Source organism: Spirosoma jeollabukense (assembly GCF_054777855.1).
Genome location: NZ_BAAHAD010000011.1, coordinates 126029 through 144468 on the forward strand (window position 1 = coordinate 126029; position 18440 = coordinate 144468).

Here is an 18440-nt window from a genome sequence, read left to right on the forward strand (position 1 = left end):
TCTGACAAAATGTTATTTATTATCCAGCACCAGTGATTCCCAAAGTGGGAGATTGTAATACGTAGTGATTCGGGTAATCTGCCCATCCGCTACCTCCAGAAACGCACCGGCAGGCAGTACGTAGGTTTGGCCCGTAGCAGGCGGCAAATCACCATCGGTACTTTTGTAGACACCGTTGACGATGAACTCGCAGGCCACGCGACGACCGGTCGGTTCCGTCATGATCACCATGTCGGTCAGCGTTTCGTCGTAGCATTCATCCATATGGCTCACAAATTGACGGAACTGGTCTTTGCCAAGGCGGGTTTCGCCCTGATTGCTATCGTGTTGAATGTCAGCATGGACGAGGCCGAGCATAGTATCCCAGTCCTTATTGTTAAAAGCGTTGTAGTAGGCGGCAACCGTATCGAGCGAGGTCATGAAAAGATAGTTAAAAAGCAAAGATAAGCTGTCCTCTTGAAGTCAGGATGGCTATAGCGTATCAAAATGTCAAATTGTCCGTCATAGGATTTACCCGGATCTATCAAGTAAGGGCTGGGTACATACACTAATTTTTTCCATTTTATCTTGTTAACTTTCGGTACTAAAACCGTTCACTATGGCTTCGGTAAAATTAACAATTAACAATCAGGCGCATACGCTGGATGTCGATCCCGAAATGCCGCTGTTATGGGCGATCCGAGACGTTGTCGGCCTGACAGGTACCAAGTTCGGCTGCGGCATTGCCCAGTGTGGTGCCTGCACCGTGCATTTAGACGGCACTCCTACCCGCTCGTGCAGCATTCCGGTATCGGCCGTTGTGGGGCAGAAAATAACAACCATCGAAGGTATTTCCAGGAATGCGGACCATCCCGTACAGAAAGCCTGGCTTGAGCATCAAGTTCCCCAATGTGGCTATTGTCAGTCCGGTCAAATAATGTCGGCGGTGGCCTTATTGAAGCAAACGCCGAAGCCCTCCGATGCCGACATTGACACGGCTATGCAAGGTAACATCTGCCGCTGTGGTACGTATAATCGCATTCGGCAGGCTATCCACACCGCTTCGGCGGAAATGGCTACCTCTCCCAAAATGCCTAAGTCAACGCCTAAAATCGGGAAACGATGAGCCAGAAACCTATGAAAAGCGACATGGGCACATCCCGGCGGGATTTCCTGAAAATAGCGGGTATTACAGGGGCAACATTTGCGCTAGGGTTAACCTCAACGAAAGGCTTCGACAGCCCTATCCTGAACCTTAGCACCCAGCCCGGATTCGCGCTGCCTGAAACGGCAGAACTTACGCCCTTTATTAGTATCGAAAAAACAGGGCAGATTACGATCATGAATCCCCGGCCAGAGATCGGGCAGGGAACGTATCAATCCGTTCCAGCCTTGATTGCCGAAGAACTGGAAGTTTCGTTAGATAAAGTCATTATCCGTCAAACCGGTGGCGAAAGTAAGTACGGTGGGTTGTGGTCACAAGCCGTGGGCGGCAGCGGTTCCATTCGGGGTGGCTATACCCAAATGCGCAAAATCGGCGCATCAGCCCGAGAAATGCTGATCAGAGCCGCCAGCGATCAGTGGAACGTACCGACAGCCGAATGTTTCGCCGAAAATGCGACTGTCGTTCATAAACCGACTGGCAAAAAACTGACGTATGGCCAGTTGGCCGAAGTAGCCGCCAAACTCCCCGTTCCGAAAGAGCCCAAGCTAAAAGATTCGAAGCAATTCACGATGCTGGGCAAGTCGATGCCGCGCATGGACGTACCGCTAAAAGTGTCGGGCAAGGCAACGTTCGGCATCGATGCCAGCGTTGCCGGGATGGTGTATGCTTCAGTAGAACGTTGTCCAGTGTTTGGCAGTAAGCTCGTCAGTTTCGATGCGGCTCAGACGCTGAAAGTAAAAGGGGTTCGCCAGGCGGTGAAAATAGAGCGCGTTGTCGGCAAAAATCGTTACGAAGGTGTAGCCGTAATCGCTGATAATTACTGGGCAGCTTTGCAGGGTCGTAAAGCACTCAACGTTAAATGGGATCATCAGGGACACGATACCTTCAACTCCGCGGAGTATGAGAAAACTCTGCGCGATTTAGCGAAGACGGATGGGGTAACCGGACACAATGCGGGTGATTTTGATAAGACATTTGCCGAGTCACCCAACCAGCTCGAGGCCTTCTATGAAACGCCCATCGTGAGCCATTCGACGATGGAGCCGATGAATGCGCTGGCTCACTATAAGCCAGATGGTAAAATTGAGATTTGGGTATCTTCGCAAGGGGGCGATTTAGTTAGGGATGAAGTGGCTAAAGTGCTCAACGTACCCGCCGATAATATTACCGCACACATTCTGTTCAACGGGGGCGGTTTTGGTCGGCGATTAACGCAGGACTTCGCTACCGAAGCTGCGATGTTGTCCAAAATCATTGGAAAACCTGTCAAAGTAGTTTGGACACGCGAAGACGATACGCTACTTGGCCCGTTTCGTCCCATGACGTTCTCGGCCATGCGTGGGGCAGTATCAGCAGATGGGAAAGCTGTCGCCCTTCAGCACAAGGTCATTTCGCCGTCTATCGACGCGACAATGAACGAGAAATACGACAAAACCAAGCCCGACGGCACCATGCTCGAAGCCACCGACGGGCAGAAATACGAAATTCCTAACCTGAACACGCGCTACGTTCACGCTGATATTCACATTCCGCTAACGTACTGGCGCTCCGTAACAAGTTCGACGCTGGCCTTCTCGCACGAATCGTTCATCGACGAAATGGCGCATAAAGCGGGTAAAGATCCAATGGCTTTTCGCTTGGATATGCTCACAAAAGACACCGATGCCAAGCGCGTGTTGACGAAATTGAAAGAGGTGTCCGGCTGGGATAAACCATTACCGGAAGGAAAAGGACGGGGAGTGGCTCAGTGGGAATTTTTCGCGGGGCTGGCGGGTCAGGTCGTGGAAGTATCTAAAACCAAAACGGGCGGCATCACGATTGATAAAGTGTACTGCGTCATTGATTTAGGAACCGTCGTTAATCCCGATACCGTTAAGGCCCAGGTCGAAGGAGCTATTGCGATGGCGATTACGGCGGCTACGAAAGATGGCATTACGTTTGAAAAAGGACAAGCGAAGCAAGCCAATTTCGATGCCAATCGGATGCTACGTATCAATGAGATGCCAGCCGTCGAGGTGCATATTCTGGCTGAAGGTGGACCCACGATTAAAGGCGTTGGCGAACCAGGGCTTCCACCACTGGCACCCGCGTTAACCAACGCCGTTTTTGCGGCTACGGGTAAGCGCATTCGACGGTTACCCTTTGATGTAGAGAAAGTTTAATATTTTTTATCATTTCCAGGAACAAGAAATCACGGACTTGACTTATCAGAAAGTCCAGGATTTCCTGTTCCTGGAAATGATAAAACATTACCGTCCCAAACAGATGCCTACCGCTGTAGTTATAAGCTGACGGTAGTATAACGGATCTATCCATGAAAGAAGTAACCCGCATCGTTGAGGTTTTTGAGCAAATTGACTTTACTGAGCGTAAGGCCGCCCTGGCAACCGTCGTTTGGGTTGAAGGATCATCCTATCGTCGGCCAGGCGCGCGGATGCTCATTACCGACGATGGTCGCTGGGAAGGTGCCATCAGTGGCGGCTGTCTGGAAGGTGATGCACTCCGTAAAGCGCGCCAGGTCATGCGCGATGGTTCACCGCTGGTGGTAACGTATGATACGATGGACGACGGCGCCAACAGCTTCGGGGTGGGATTGGGCTGTAATGGCATCATTGACGTATTGATCGAACCTATTGACCCTACGAGTCCTACAAATCCGGTTGCCTTGCTACAGGAGTTTGTTCAGAAGCGCGATGTTCGGGCATTGGCTACGGTGCTAAAAAGTGACGAAACCACGGGATTAACGCCCGGAAACCGATTTATCCTGACTGAACCAACCACTGCATCAATTCCCGGCTGGCTACAGAACGACATGCGTAGCGTGTTTGGCACGGGAAAGCCGTTGACACAAACATATTCTGTTGAATCGGGGGATGTTGAGGTCTTCATCGAGCGGATAGACCCCGGCATTGAACTGGTTATTTTTGGCGCGGGTTACGACGTTATTTCCGTAGCAAAACTAGCCCGCGACCTTGGCTGGCAGGTAACCGTCACCGACGACTGTATTGCCCATCTATCACCTAAGCGATTCCCGGTCGCCACGTGCGTATTATATGCTGATCGTGAAGCTGTTATTGACAAACTAACGATCACAAACCGGACAGCAGCCGTGCTTATGTCACACAATTTTAATTACGACAAAGCCGTACTGAAAGCCTTATTGGCCACCGAAACTCCTTACATCGGTATGCTTGGGCCACGCAAACGGTTCGACAAAATGCAGGCCGAATTTGAGAAGGACGGGCTTTATTTTAGCGAAGCGGCCCTGAATCGTGTTCATGCGCCAATTGGCCTGGACTTGGGAGCCGAAACGCCTGATGAAATCGCGTTGTCGATTATGGCGGAAATAAAAGCGTTCTTCACGAAAGGATCAGGTGGCTTCCTGAAAGATAAACCTGGCCCTATTCATGAACGGCTTTCGGGTAATGTGCCTAACCATACCCGGCAAATGGACGTAGTAAGTGGTGATCTGGAGGCATGAGTATTGCCACCATTATTTTAGCAGCTGGTGGGTCAACTCGGTTGGGCGGACAACCCAAGCAATTACTTATTCAGGACGGTCAACCCCTCATTCGACGTATCGTTGAGGCTTCGCTTTCCATTCAGGCTGGCCCCGTGATAGCTGTACTGGGCGCAAATGAAGATCTTGTTCGTCAGGAGATCAATGATTTTCAGCTACTTACAGTTGTTAACCCAGATTGGCGGGAGGGATTAGCGTCATCACTAAGGGTGGGCTTACGTATGTTGTCCGACCAACCTATTGATGCTTTTCTGATCGTATTGACCGATCAACCTTACGTTACTGCTGATTTACTTCAACAGATTATCACTACCCAACAAAAAACCGGCCGGGGCATTGTTGCCTGTCGCTACGGTGAATCCGGACATCTGGGCGTCCCTGCCCTGTTCGATATTCGTTATAAAAGTGAATTCCTGCATCTAACGGGCGATGTAGGCGCCCGCAAGCTTATTCAACAATATCGAAACGATTGCGCCGAAGTCTCTTTCCCGCTGGCAGCTGTTGACCTCGATACGTGGGAGGATGTAAAGCGCTGGCGTGAGGCAGAGGATTAACAGGCTAGAAAGGTATCTAAACTATTTTTTGCGCTTTTGCCCTCCGCCCCATGCCCCATGCCCGTTACCCTTCGTACCTTTGCGGTTGAAATGGCCCGACTCTTATCAATTGACTATGGCGCAAAGCGCACCGGTATTGCCGTAACAGACCCCTTGCAACTCATTGCAACGGCCCTGGAGATGGTGCCTTCGCACGAGGTCCTGAAGTTTCTGAAAGCCTACGTAGCACGGGAGCCGGTCGAAGCGTTCATTGTCGGATTACCGAAAGGATTAGATGGAGCTGATACGGATAATACAGCGCGTGTACAGAAATTTGTAACGCATTTGCAGAATGCATTACCTGATATTCCTGTTTATTGGCATGACGAACGCTTTACATCGGTAATGGCTCTTCAAGCCATGATTGCCAACGGAAGCACAAAAAAAGATCGACGGGAGAAAGGCAACATTGACAAAGTCAGCGCGGCTATTATTCTTCAGTCATATATGGAAAGCAAAAAGTAGTGAAGAATGAAGAGTGAAAACGGGGCCGCCCGTGCGGTTAAGAATAACTGCTTTTCATTCTTCATTCTTCACTCTTCACTAAAATTATGATTCTCCCAATTATTGCTTATGGCGACCCGGTTCTGCGAAAACGGGCCAAAGACATTGAAAACGGTAGTCTCGACGTAAAGAAGTTGAGCGAAAACATGTTCGAGACGATGTACGCGGCCTCGGGTGTCGGGCTGGCGGCACCACAGATTGGACAGAGCATTCGGATGTTTGTGGTCGATGGGGAACCGCTGAACGAAGACGAAGCGGAAGAAGACATCGACCAGACCCTGATTGGTTTCAAAAAAGTATTTATCAACCCTGAAATCATTGAAGAAGCCGGTGACGACTGGGGATTTGAAGAAGGGTGTCTGAGTATTCCGGGTATTCGGGGGGAAGTGTTCCGGCCCGAAATTATCGTAATCCGGTATTTCGATACGGACTGGAATGAGCACGAAGAAGAATACGAAGGCATGGCCGCCCGAATTATTCAGCACGAGTACGACCACCTTGATGGGAAGCTCTTTACCGATTATCTGCCGTCAATTCGCCGGACGCTTATCAAGAAAAAACTGGCCGATATTTCGAAAGGCAAGACCGACGCCGAGTATAAGATGAAATTCCCAAAATAAATGGCATAGGGGGTTGGGCAAAGGGTAAAAAAAGCAGATACCTTCCCAAAACCCCATGCCCCATGCTCCATGCGCATTACCCTCCTCCAGCCCGACCTATTTTGGCACGATTCAGTAGCCAACCGTGCTATGCTGGAGGAGAAGTTGTTCAATTTGCCTGAACCAACCGATCTGATTGTGCTGCCCGAAATGTTCACAACGGGTTTTACGATGGACGCTCAGGCGGTTGCTGAACCCATGAACCTCACTACGTTTCGGTGGATCAGGCAGATGGCGGCTCAAACGGAAGCCGTTGTAACGGGCAGCTACGTAGTGAAAGAGAATGGCCACTTTTTTAACCGGCTTATCTGGATGCAACCCGATGGGCAATTCGACACATATGACAAACGGCACCTTTTTCGGATGGCGGGCGAAGACGCCATTTACACCGCCGGAACGCGTCGTATTGTGAAAGAATGGAAAGGCTGGCGTATTTGTCCGCTTATCTGTTACGATCTCCGCTTTCCGGTCTGGAGCCGGAATAATGCATCCCTGGGTTTAAACCCGGAGCAAAACGAGTCGAAGCAACCTTCATCCTTCGATTATGATGTATTGCTCTACGTTGCCAACTGGCCTGCCGCCCGACGAAATGCGTGGAACGTATTGCTGCAAGCCCGCGCTATTGAGAATTTAAGCTATGTGGTAGGTGTCAATCGTGTTGGCCAGGATGGTAACCGTCATCCTTATACCGGCGACTCCGCCGTCATTGATTTTAAAGGGGATGTACTATTCCGGCATTCTGACACGGAAATAATTCATCAGCAAACATTATCATTGAGTGAGTTACGTGCCTTCCGCGAGAAATTCCCGGCCAATCTGGACGCCGACAGTTTTACGCTACTTTGCTGACTTTTCCCAGCAGCGTCAATAATTCTCTGGCGCTCTCTAAAGTCGTAAACGTTTTTCCAATCAATTGGTCATCGGCGACCCGCTCGTGTGCCCACGTAATGGCATAGGGTATATGGACAGCACATCCGCCTATATGAACGACCGGCAACACATCCGATTTCAGCGAGTTGCCAATCATGATAAAATCGGCGGGTTGCACATTATACTTTTCAAGAATACGCAGGTATGCCTGCTCATTTTTTTCACTGACAATTTCGACGTACTTAAAATAATGCCCCAAACCTGAGCGGGCAATCTTACTTTCCTGATCGAAAAGATCGCCTTTAGTCAATATCATCAGATCAAAGTGTTTGGAAAGTGTTTCCAGCACTTCCGGAATGCCATCCAGTACGTCGATCGGGAAGTCAATAAGCCTTCTGCCGACATCAATGATCTGCTGAATTTCATCGCCCGTTATCGCTCCATTCGTCAATTCGATAGCTGTTTCGATCATGGAGAGAATAAAGCTCTTGGCACCGTACCCGAATACATGCAGATTCCTGATCTGGGCATCGTAGAACCGCTCCGTAAGCGTCTCCTGATCAACATGATGTGATAGCAGTTCGCATAATTTCTGCTTTACATCTACGTAATTCGGCTCATTAACCCAGAGCGTATCGTCGGCATCGAAGGCAATTAGTTTCATGGCAGGGTCACAGATTCTGAGCGACAAAGGTAAGCCTGGAAAGGGTTCAATTCTATACGGGACCGTTCTTCACAATGTACTGAATCAGCCATTAATCCATTGCCTCACTTAGCTGAGCTTTATGAAAATTTGATTTGCGTCAGATTGCTTAAATACCCAATTTGCCACTCGTTCCTAACGCTTTTACTCCTGTTTACCCTATGCAATTTACCGAACAAGATCAGGATCAGATTTTGGCGCAGGGCATATCGCTCGACCAGATTGACCAACAGATAGAACACTTCGTTCAGGGCTTTCCGTATTTGAATGTTATTAAAGCCGCTACCATTGGCGACGGCATCGTCCGTGTGGCTGACGATCAATTGGCAGCGTACATACATCGCTTCGACAACGCAGCCCATGAACGTGAGTTAGTTAAGTTTGTGCCCGCTTCGGGAGCTGCTACGCGGATGTTTAAGTCGCTGTTTGCTGCGCTGGATGGCAAGTCCGATAAATCTGTCGATGAAGTGTTCGCCCGAATCGCTGATTTTGCTTTTTATGAAGACCTTAAGGCCGCGATGGCCGCCCAAGGCGAGGATTTGGATAAAGCCGTCGCTGAAAACGATTGGCAGCCATCGATGCGTAAAACAGTCCTGCGGTTCCTCTTAACCGACGATGGTCTGGAGTACGGTACATTACCCAAAGGCTTGCTCAAGTTTCACAACTACCCCGATGGCCCCCGCACGCCCGTAGAAGAGCATCTGGTCGAAGGAGCGGCCTACGCAAATTCTGACGGTCTGGTCAAAATTCATTTCACCGTCTCGCCCGAACACCGCGACCGCTTTGAAAAACTGATTGATGAGCAAAAAGCCGATTACGAAGCCTGGCTGGGTGTTACATTCGACATTAGCTTTTCGGAACAGAAAAAATCGACCGACACCATTTCGGTTAATCTCGATAACTCGCCTTTCCGGAATGAAGACCGCGACGGCGGACCGGGCTCTCTACTGTTCCGTCCGGCGGGCCATGGTGCCCTGATCGAAAATCTCAATGATATCGACGCAGACATTGTTTTCATTAAAAATATCGACAACGTCGTTCCTGATGAAATCAAGGAACCAACCGTTACGTACAAGAAAGTATTAGCCGCCGTTCTGCTTGATGCCCAGCAGCAAATTGCTCGTATACAAGGTCTTTTAGAAAGTGATGACGTGAGCGACGGCTATCTTGCCGAAGCCGACGAACTCTTCCGTCGAACGTTATTTACGTTGCCCCCCGAAAATTTCGAGAATCTGTCAAAAGCAGAGAAGCTGGCTTATTTCCGCCGGAAGCTGGATCGCCCGGTACGTGCCTGCGGAATGGTTAAAAACGTAGGTGAACCCGGTGGAGGGCCGTTCTGGGCAAAAAATCAGGATGGATCGGTGTCCTTACAGGTGGTTGAGTCGGCCCAGATTGACTTAACGAATCCTGCACAGAAATCCATTTTCGACGAAGCGACTCACTTCAATCCAGTCGATCTGGTCTGTGGATTGAAAGATCATCACGGACGTAAATACGATCTGCCCGCCTACCGCGATCCGTTGACGGGCTTTATTACCAGCAAGTCGAAAGATGGGAAAGAGCTCAAGGCGCAGGAATTGCCCGGCCTCTGGAATGGCGCCATGGCCGACTGGAATACCATTTTCGTAGAAGTGCCGCTGATTACGTTCAACCCGGTCAAAACCGTGAACGATCTGCTCCGGAAAGAGCATCAGCCTTCGCAGGTTTAAAGAAGTTATAACGCTGTAGGGTTGTCTAGTTAGCTGGCACATTCAGCAAAACTAGACAACCCTACAACGTCTTTGGAAACTTTTATTGGACTTCGACTGCAGCAGCCAAGGTCTGGAATGTCACTAAGGTCGTATTTTCATAGACGGCTAAGTTCGCATCCCGAACGCGCTCCATAATGGGACGTAGTGCACAGGTTATTTCGTCATTGCAATCGTCGCACTTAACATAGAAATTGAACGATACGCAGGGCGTAGGCGCAATAGGACCATCGATAACACGTAGCACCTGTGCCAGATTAACACGGGCCGGATCAACACGCAGCAAATAGCCACCACCTTTCCCCTTTTGGCTTTGCAGAATACCGTGATTACGTAGCTCAAGCAGAATAGCCTCTAAGAATTTTTTGGGGATGTTTTCTTTCGCCGAAATATAGGAGATGAGCACGGGCCCTTTGCCATACTCTTCTGTCAGAACTTTAAGGGCTTTAATGGCATATTTTGCTTTCTTTGAAATCATTGTTACGGTGAATAAGGGATTGACGGAAATATAGTGAACTTACTACGAACGCTGAAATTGCTTCATATATAGGCGACTAACACCTGCCTATTCACAGCTTAAGCATCCGTTAACTTGGTGGTACTGACTGTTTTTGCGTATTTATTGTCAAACGCCCACAATTTACCTAAAAGTTCATGGACTAAGTTGGGTATTAGACCCAAACTTGACACATAAGTAACATTTATATTCTTTCTAAGATATGTTACCTGTAATTAGTATAGATAATTTGACCCTTATCGGGTGTTACTAAAATTTAACTCTGCTCAATGATTTCGTAACATTTGCTTAACAGGGAGCGCCTGGATTTGGGTGAATTTTGCACCGAAAATCACCCCGTTACTACAAATGAAATTATTTGTCTCAACAGCTCTACTCATATTTTTAGTACTAGCCGCCTTTTCTGCCTCCTGGGCACAGGTGACGACCAGTGGGTTAAGTGGCCATATTACGGACGCCAAAAAAGAAGGTCTGCCTGGGGCAACTGTGCAGGCTGTTTATACGCCAACCGGCACCAAATATGCGGCTGTCACCGATGTTGAAGGCCGTTTCCGAATCAACAGCATGAATGCCGGGGGTCCTTACCAGATTGTGGTGACCTACGTAGGCTACAATACCGAAACACGTTCGGACATAGTGCTTCAATTAGGCGAAACAACCAACCTCACCATTGCTCTCAAGGATGCTAGTTCCCAACTAACCGAAGTAGTGGTGAAAGGTAGCCGCGAGGGCGAAAAACAAGGCGCAGGTCTTAGCGTCAGCAGTGAAACGATTCGTCGGTTGCCAACCATTTCGCGAAGCCTTACCGACATGACGCGCTTGTCGCCCCAGGCCAATAACAATAACTCGTTTGCGGGCACAAATTTTCGGTATAACAACGTAACCATCGACGGAGCTATTAACAACGATGCTATTGGTTTCAGCCCATCGCTCGGTGGTGCTACAGGTTCATCGGGCCAGCCGGGTTCCAGCACTCGTACCAATCCGGTCAGTCTGGACGCTATTCAAGATATCCAGGTGGCCGTTGCTCCCTTCGATGTACGCTTAGGTAACTTCCTGGGTGGTTCAATCAATGCAGTGACCCGTACCGGTACGAATGAAGTGACGGGGTCCGTATACGCCTTTGGTCGGAATTCGACGCTGACGGGTGCCTGGAACGGCGCATCGGGCACGAAAGAGAAATTGCCAAACACCTTTCATGAATACCAGATGGGCGTCCGGGTTGGCTTGCCGCTGATCAAAGACAAACTGTTCTTCTTCACCAACGAAGAAATCACCAACCGGCAGGACCCTGTTCAGTTTCAGGCCGGTACGCCTAGCTCGCTGATTAAAGATGCAGCCGTAGCACAGCAAATCACCGATTTTGTTAGAGAGAATTACGGTCTTGATGCTGGTGCTTCAGGCAATTATTCGATTTACTCGAAAAGCACCAAATTTTTTAACCGGCTGGATTGGAACATCAACGACAAAAATCAGTTGAGTATCCGCAACAATACGGTCTTTTCAGAAGCGACTAATCTGGAGCGCGATGCCGCTAACTTTCGCTTCGGCAGCATCGACTTTAAGCAGAACAACAACCAGAGCAGCACCGTAGCCGAATTGAAAACTCAGTTTGGTGGTAAAGCGTCAAACAGTTTGATCCTCGGCTATTCGAGTGTTCACGACTATCGTACTACGTTGTCCAATGTCCGTTCTTTCCCACAGGTAGAAATTGGTTATAACGGCGGCACGATCTTCCTGGGTAATGACCGCGAAGCATCGGTATTCAACATGAAACAGAAGACGTTCGAATTAACCGACAACTTCACGTTCTACAAAGGCATCAATACATTCACGATTGGGACGCACAACGAGTTTTATACCATCGATTATGGCTTTGTGAACTCGCCCAACGGACGGATTTCGTACAGTACCCTCGATCAGTTTCTGGGTAAGGGTACACCCAATAACTTACCGTTACCGAACCGGGTTCGGGGCAGCTATCCGTTTGGCGACCTGACGAACAATCTGGACAATCAGTTTAATAATCCGTATGCACACTTCAACGTCAACCTGTTAAGCGCTTATATTCAGGATGAAATCCAGGTTTCTGAGCGGGTTAAACTGTCTCCGGGCATTCGCCTTGACTATGCCGGTTTGCCTAACAAACCGCAGCTTAGCTCGCAGGTAACGAATTCGGCGGGTGATCCTGCCGTGGGTACTACGTATAGCTACACACCCCTGAAGCAGATTACGAACAATTACCTGAACAACGTTCAAATTTCACCTCGGCTGGGTATCAACATCGACGTACTGGGCGACAAGAGCGTCGTGATTCGGGGGGGAACGGGCTTGTTCACAGGTCGGATTCCATTTGCCTGGTTAGGGTATGCCTTCTACAACAACGGCGTTGGCTATGGCGCATATGATTATAACAACAATGCGACGGCAACGACTAAAATCGTAGGTGATCCGCTCATTCCGAACGGTGGTGTATTGATCGATCAAAATCCGGCTAATGCTTCGATTGGTGGTAGTGTGAAGCGGACACAGGTTGACTTGATCGACAACAACTTCAAAATGCCGCAGATGTTCCGGAACAATATCGCTGTCGATTACACGGTAGGTGGCTACAAATTCACGCTTGAAGGACTTTACACAAAAGTTATTCAGGACCTGAAGTTCCAGCAGGTGAACACCAAAGACGTAGTACGATACTACAGCTACGACACCCAACACCAGCAGCCGATTTACACCGCAGCTAACGGTTCGGCCGGGGCGCAGCGGATCGACAATAACTTCGCGAACGCCTACCTGCTTTCGAATACCAACAAAGGCTATCGTTACAGTTTGACCGCCCAAGTGCAACGGAACTTCCCGTTTGGTTTCGGTTTCTCAACGGCTTATACCTATGGTAAGTCGTTCGATATTACCAACGGTATCCGGAACTCGATGGAGTCGAACTGGCAGTTGAACCAGTCACTAACGCCAAACGATCCCCAACTGGCTTACTCGAACTTCGACATCCGCAGCCGCATTGTTGGCACGATTAACTACCGTCAGATCTGGAATCCGCGTAATGCCACAACCGTTACGTTGTTTTATTCGCTACAATCCGGAACGCCTTTCTCCTGGGGATATGTTAACACGACCGTCGATGGAACAGGGCAGGCCAACAGCCTAGCTTACATTCCAAAAGATCTGGCTGAAGCTCAAAAGCTGATACCTACGGGAACACAAGCCGCTGACTTCATGGCGTACGTTGAATCGGACTCGTACCTGAAAACGCGCAAAGGGAACTTCACCGAACGTAACGGTGGCCGGACCCCCTGGAACAATACGCTGGACCTGCGCTTACTACATGAGTTTAAACTGAAAGGTCGTCAGTCGATTCAGATCAGCTACGACGTGATCAATTTCCTGAATCTGCTGGACAAGAAACTGGGCTACTACTACTTCTCGCCCAATACGTTCAACTCAACGGCGTCGGTTGGTCTGTCGCGGGCAACCAACCCAACAACCGGCGATCCAACGTTTAGCTGGTCTAAGCCGGGCGTACCGTACTCCATTGATCCATTAGCGTCGCGCTGGCAGATGCAGTTCGGTGCCCGATATACGTTCTAGTCTTTCCTCTTCTATTCAACAATAAACCGCCCGGCTGAAAAGTCGGGCGGTTTGCGTTTACACTTATCTTTCAGTACAAACAGAGCTTTCAATACCGTCTACGCTTGGCTTTCCGACCGGGCTGGCGTACCAGCGGGGTCATAAAGACAAGCGTAGACGTGACAGTAATAAAGAAAAAAGCCAGCGTAAAACACTGGCCTTTCCGGCGACACCAATATGAAGAATTAGATAATAACTCGTTCGTGAGAATTTTAACAGGACAAAGCTACCAGTCTAGTATTACACGAACGTTATGCCAATGTTATGCTTGAATTATGTTGATCGGCGTCAATCAATCACACCATTCTGATGTTCGCTGGCATTGATCTTATTGTCTTTCCAGAAACCATTGACAAAGCGGTACTGAATCTGATTCCCTTTTTTGAGCAAAAAAGTAGGAATCTGCTCCAATTGGAGCGGTTGAGCGGGTAATTCGCCTTCATTTACTACGTGTACAGCTTGCTCGGGGAACGTATCGGCTGGCGCTTTTTGCACCTTGAACGCCACAATTCCATCACGACGGAGGGCTGGCAAATCCAGCTTAGCGAGTTCAGTAACCGAGTCGAGCGTATCAGGATAGATGTATGCGGGCGTCAGCGTCAGACCCGTTGCGTCGATTTCTTCCAACCCGTAAAACGTTGACAAGTCGCCAATATCGTCGATAACACTCTTGTACTGAAACGTTTTGGCCGCTTTGTCATTGACTTCGTTGTGATTGATACCGACATCAACCAACACCGGACGACCTTCACGCATCACAGTAGCATTGCGAATCAGTACGTCGAACAGTGCGCGCCCATTTTCGGGAATGGCCTGATAGTCGGCAATGTTTTCCTGTTTGTATGACACATCAGCGATGGCTTGCAGGGCCGTTAGAATGGCCACGAAATTCAATCGTCGAATGGCCATTTTCTCCGAATCACCTTTGAAACCTCCCGACTCAATCAAGATCAACGTAGTACCCCACTTTTGAATATTATCACCGAAGGCGCGTGGTTCGAACTCATCGTCGTAACGAGCAATTTGCCCCGGCACAAACTGCTGCAACACCCGATTCATCCCCACAATGAGTTGCATCGACCGCTGCCGAATATCGTTTACATTCCGGTCTTCGTCGTAAGCCGTTGCCAGAAATGACACCACCGCCTGTTTACCCGTCTTGCCGACGCTGTAGCGTGGATTTTGGTCGTGAAGATTAAATCCGACAAGCGGCTGAAGTGTTTGCTGAAGGTTTTTGAGAAGCGCTCCTTCCGGCGTTTGCAGCCGTAGCGCATCACGATTCATGTCAATGTCGGTGGCGGTTCGCCGTTGAAATCGTTCGGCGCCGTCGGGGTTGAGCATCGGTACGAAATACAGGGTCGTTTTAGACAGAATCGCTTTCCTTACCTCATCGAAGCCATCGCCTTTTGCCTGTAAAAAGTTGAAAATGTCGAACATCGCCATTGTTGCCGTAGCTTCATCACCATGCATCTGGCTCCACAGCAATACTTTAGTTATGCCCGTTCCGGCTTTTACCTGATAAATAGCCCGTTTTTCCAGCGACTCACTCACCTGACTAACTGATAGCGGGCCAGTCAGGGAGTTTAGTAAGGGAATCATATCGGCATGCTTAAAACGCCGGTGGGTTAATGCTTTCTCTTTAAACGTTTCGTGTGCATCGTACAGCCGACGCGCTACGTCCTGAGCTTGTGAAGAAGTTGACATCATGAATAATGAAAATAGGAACAGACGAATCTGGCATATGAGCCGGGCAGATTTTAACAGATGCTCTTTTGGGTTATCCAGTATCCTTCGCATCCTTACACAGTTTATAGTTTTTGACCAAGCCACAATCCGCCAGCTGAAGCCAGCAAACACAACGTAATGTTCAGACCAATATTTACTAACGCAGCGACTGGACGGCCGTTTTGCAACAAGGCCACTGTATCATAGCTAAAACTGGAAAACGTACTAAGTCCGCCACAGAAACCAACGCCAATCAGCAGGCGAGCCTCCTCTCCCACCGCTCCCATCGACCGGCTGACTACCCAGCCTGTTACGCCACCCAGCACAAAACTGGCAACGATGTTAATGATCAGAATGGCGGTTGGAAACGGTGAACTTGTGAGTGTAGCTGGAATGAATCGCCCGACAACGTAGCGAAGTACGCTTCCTACGCCCCCACCCATAAAAACCAGTACGTAAGGATGCATCAGCACAGCTCTCATGCAGGCAAACTTACGAAAAAGCAGGAATTACAGCCCTTACCGCTCCTAAACGCGCAAAACAGGCAACTTTTCGCTATCATTGTTAACGACCCTTTGTATCACGTGGCTGGAAAGTCGCGTTACGTCCCACCCTACTTCAATTATGGCCAAGAATCAACTTAAAAAACTCCTGGGCGTCGGCTTTGGCGTAGCCGTTACGATTGGCGGCACTGTTGGTACGGGGATTTTACGAAAACCCGGCCCCATTGCCCAGGAAATCGGTAATCCCACCATCATTATTGCCGTCTGGCTGACTGTAGGATTATACGCGCTCATGGGATCACTATCGGTGATGGAATTGGGAACCATGTTGCCAAAAGCCGGTGGTTGGTATGTATATGCCCGACGAGCCTTTGGCAACTATGCCGGTTTTATTATCGGTATAAGTAGCTGGCTTGGGAGCATCTCGGCGATGGCTTTTGGGGCAGCCGTTATGAGTGAATACATTGGTTTGCTGTCACCGGCGCTGGTGGATTACCAAAAAAGCATGGCCATTGGGATTCTGGTGGCATTCGTGGCTTTTCACTCTATTGGTGTACGGTTGGCCAGTCGGGCACAGGAAGTGATGAGTGTGTTGAAGGCCGTGGGCCTATTAGCGTTCGTGGTCATCTGCTTTGTTATTACACCCGAAAATCCTATAGCGATCGATACGGTACGTCCCCTGGCCAAAGGAGGTATATGGTTGGGTATCCTGGCCGCGCTACAGGCCGTTTTTTATACCTACGACGGTTGGCATACGGCCGCTTACTTCACCGAAGAAGACGTCGACCCCAGTCGAAACTTACCTCGTTCCATGATTCGGGGGGTGTTACTTATCATTGGCATTTACATTCTGGTCAATCTGGCGCTGCTTTATGTATTACCAATGTCCACCCTCGCCGGATCGAAATTACCCGCTGCCGATGCGGTTCAGCTGCTGTTCGGTCCAGGTAGCGCGAAGGTGGTTACGTTCTTATTGATGATCTCAATTATGGGCATCATCAACGCGCAAATCATGTTCAATCCGCGCGTTATTTTTGCTATGGGCCGCGACGGATTGTTTTTTCCGTTCGTTACGCACGTCAACGAAGGAGGAACGCCACTAAATGCGACCATCCTGACAGCATCGGCATCAATTTTGATGATTTTAACCAATACGTACAGCCAGCTCTCCGACATTGCTACGTTCTTTTTCGTGCTTTGCTACGCATCCTGCTTTGCCGCGCTAATTCGGCTACGGAAAACTGAACCGGAACTCCCGCGTCCTGTGCTGGCGTGGGGTTACCCGTTTTCAACCTGGACATTACTGATTGCATCGCTGGCCTTTCTGGTCGGCGTGGTCCTCAGTGATTTTGAAAGCAGTCGCTATGCACTGGGATTCATAGCCGTTAGCTACCCGGTGTATTTACTGATCAAGCGATAGATGGACCGAAAGCTCTGGTCAATCTTTACGGGCGGGTCTACCCCCTTCATTTCATGGTCCGCAAAAATTTTGACTATTCCTTCGGGTTTAAGGGCATTTTAAAACCGCCATCTCAACGAAAAAACGCCTTCCCTTCGCCCGTGGGGTTGACGTATTACGACCATTTTAACTCGTGTTTCATTGAGTTCGGTTTATCAACTACCTGGATGCAATTTATCAGTCCGTTTCGTCTCCGTCCTCATTCCTGACGTCAACCTGCTCCGTTTTAATACCAGTATCTACGTATCGTTCTCTGGTTTGAGAGAACACTGGCCCTGCCCCATTAATGCCAATCCCACATAAGGCTAACAGGATAAGACATAGTAGGACGAGTAGCTTTAAAAGCTTTTTAACTCGTTTCATAAATTATAAACAATGATTTTGAGGCAGCTACGTGTGCGTAGCGCCATAAGTGGAGACGATGTTGAAAGGAAATTAGCTGAGATTTGCTGGAAACTCAGAGCTGCTGAAGTTGGCGTAAGGAGCCTCAGAGCTGGCAGGAATGGTTTTGCGTTGAAAGAATTTGCTAATCCCCGCAGGAAGTGGCGGTGTACCACACACTAGACTTATCTGATGACCAATTAGCTTGTTATAGGCTAACAACGCCACTGTTAAGCAAGAGTGGTGAGCGAAGAATCGGGTTGGAGTTAAAGGCCTAGGCCGCTCAACTGCTGATCCGTGTTGGTAAGGCGCTAGTGTATTCGCGGCAAACAACTCTATTCCTGTCGTTGGCGCTAAACGATTCGGGCAGTTGCCGACATTCCCTAAAAACGCAAAAAGACTCAGCAACAGGGCCACGATTAACAACCCTTTTGTCAGTTTAGATTTTTGTCTTGGCTGAGTCTGCTTCATA

16 protein-coding genes are annotated in these 18440 nt (G+C 49.1%); 10 read left to right on the plus strand and 6 right to left on the minus strand.

What is annotated here, in order from left to right; genetic code table 11:
- Positions 1 to 12: 12 nt before the first annotated feature.
- Positions 13 to 420, minus strand: coding sequence for a ketosteroid isomerase-related protein (locus ACYVEA_RS28070; protein ID WP_461116738.1), 408 nt, complete (start codon positions 418 to 420; stop codon positions 13 to 15).
- A gap of 178 nt (positions 421 to 598) precedes the next feature.
- Here ACYVEA_RS28070 and ACYVEA_RS28075 point away from each other — a divergent pair, with 178 nt between their 5' ends.
- The 7 genes from ACYVEA_RS28075 to ACYVEA_RS28105 all read left to right on the plus strand — a co-directional run bounded on the left by ACYVEA_RS28075 (position 599) and on the right by ACYVEA_RS28105 (position 7269).
- The gene (locus ACYVEA_RS28075; RefSeq protein WP_461116739.1) at positions 599 to 1105 is read left to right on the plus strand and encodes a (2Fe-2S)-binding protein; all 507 of its coding nucleotides are present in this window, start codon (positions 599 to 601) and stop codon (positions 1103 to 1105) included.
- Positions 1102 to 3306: a xanthine dehydrogenase family protein molybdopterin-binding subunit gene (locus ACYVEA_RS28080; RefSeq protein ID WP_461116740.1), complete on the plus strand. Its 2205-nt coding sequence runs from the start codon at positions 1102 to 1104 to the stop codon at positions 3304 to 3306. Before ACYVEA_RS28075 ends, ACYVEA_RS28080 begins: the two co-directional genes overlap by 4 nt.
- Positions 3307 to 3458: 152 nt before the next feature.
- A complete protein-coding gene (locus ACYVEA_RS28085) occupies positions 3459 to 4625 on the plus strand; it encodes an XdhC family protein (protein ID WP_461116741.1) in 1167 nt (388 codons plus the stop codon).
- Entirely contained in the window at positions 4622 to 5218 is a 597-nt protein-coding gene (locus tag ACYVEA_RS28090) for a nucleotidyltransferase family protein (protein WP_461116742.1), read from the plus strand. Before ACYVEA_RS28085 ends, ACYVEA_RS28090 begins: the two co-directional genes overlap by 4 nt.
- A gap of 90 nt (positions 5219 to 5308) precedes the next feature.
- Positions 5309 to 5722, plus strand: coding sequence for a Holliday junction resolvase RuvX (ruvX, locus tag ACYVEA_RS28095; RefSeq protein WP_461116813.1), 414 nt, complete (start codon positions 5309 to 5311; stop codon positions 5720 to 5722).
- A gap of 86 nt (positions 5723 to 5808) precedes the next feature.
- A complete protein-coding gene (def, locus tag ACYVEA_RS28100) occupies positions 5809 to 6381 on the plus strand; it encodes a peptide deformylase (RefSeq protein WP_461116743.1) in 573 nt (190 codons plus the stop codon).
- Between the two features lie 69 nt (positions 6382 to 6450).
- Positions 6451 to 7269 carry an amidohydrolase gene (locus tag ACYVEA_RS28105; RefSeq protein WP_461116744.1) on the plus strand — a complete coding sequence of 273 codons (819 nt, stop codon included), beginning with the start codon at positions 6451 to 6453 and terminating at the stop codon, positions 7267 to 7269.
- On the opposite strand, the gene ACYVEA_RS28110 is transcribed toward ACYVEA_RS28105, so the two are convergent.
- Positions 7253 to 7954 (minus strand): HAD family hydrolase, encoded by a 702-nt coding sequence (locus tag ACYVEA_RS28110; protein ID WP_461116745.1) that lies wholly within the window; start codon positions 7952 to 7954, stop codon positions 7253 to 7255. The two genes, ACYVEA_RS28105 and ACYVEA_RS28110, sit on opposite strands and share 17 nt — an antisense overlap.
- Before the next feature lie 200 nt (positions 7955 to 8154).
- Here ACYVEA_RS28110 and ACYVEA_RS28115 point away from each other — a divergent pair, with 200 nt between their 5' ends.
- Positions 8155 to 9702, plus strand: a complete 1548-nt coding sequence (locus ACYVEA_RS28115) for a DUF4301 family protein (RefSeq protein WP_461116746.1) — start codon at positions 8155 to 8157, stop codon at positions 9700 to 9702.
- Between the two features lie 82 nt (positions 9703 to 9784).
- On the opposite strand, the gene ACYVEA_RS28120 is transcribed toward ACYVEA_RS28115, so the two are convergent.
- Entirely contained in the window at positions 9785 to 10219 is a 435-nt protein-coding gene (locus tag ACYVEA_RS28120; protein WP_461116747.1) for an RrF2 family transcriptional regulator, read from the minus strand.
- Between the two features lie 387 nt (positions 10220 to 10606).
- Between ACYVEA_RS28120 and ACYVEA_RS28125 the strand changes: the two genes are divergently transcribed.
- Positions 10607 to 13861, plus strand: a complete 3255-nt coding sequence (locus ACYVEA_RS28125) for a TonB-dependent receptor (RefSeq protein ID WP_461116748.1) — start codon at positions 10607 to 10609, stop codon at positions 13859 to 13861.
- Positions 13862 to 14188: 327 nt separating this feature from the next.
- Here the strand turns inward: ACYVEA_RS28125 and ACYVEA_RS28130 are convergent, their stop codons facing one another.
- Both ACYVEA_RS28130 and crcB read right to left on the minus strand, forming a co-directional pair.
- Positions 14189 to 15604 carry a M14 family zinc carboxypeptidase gene (locus tag ACYVEA_RS28130; RefSeq protein ID WP_461116814.1) on the minus strand — a complete coding sequence of 472 codons (1416 nt, stop codon included), beginning with the start codon at positions 15602 to 15604 and terminating at the stop codon, positions 14189 to 14191.
- 104 nt (positions 15605 to 15708) lie between these two features.
- Positions 15709 to 16107 (minus strand): fluoride efflux transporter CrcB, encoded by a 399-nt coding sequence (gene crcB, locus ACYVEA_RS28135; protein ID WP_461116749.1) that lies wholly within the window; start codon positions 16105 to 16107, stop codon positions 15709 to 15711.
- A gap of 142 nt (positions 16108 to 16249) precedes the next feature.
- On the opposite strand from crcB, the gene ACYVEA_RS28140 reads away from it, so the two are divergent.
- Positions 16250 to 17548, plus strand: a complete 1299-nt coding sequence (locus ACYVEA_RS28140) for an APC family permease (protein WP_461116750.1) — start codon at positions 16250 to 16252, stop codon at positions 17546 to 17548.
- Positions 17549 to 18022: 474 nt separating this feature from the next.
- Here the strand turns inward: ACYVEA_RS28140 and ACYVEA_RS28145 are convergent, their stop codons facing one another.
- Positions 18023 to 18439, minus strand: coding sequence for a hypothetical protein (locus tag ACYVEA_RS28145; protein WP_461116751.1), 417 nt, complete (start codon positions 18437 to 18439; stop codon positions 18023 to 18025).
- Position 18440 lies beyond the last annotated feature (1 nt).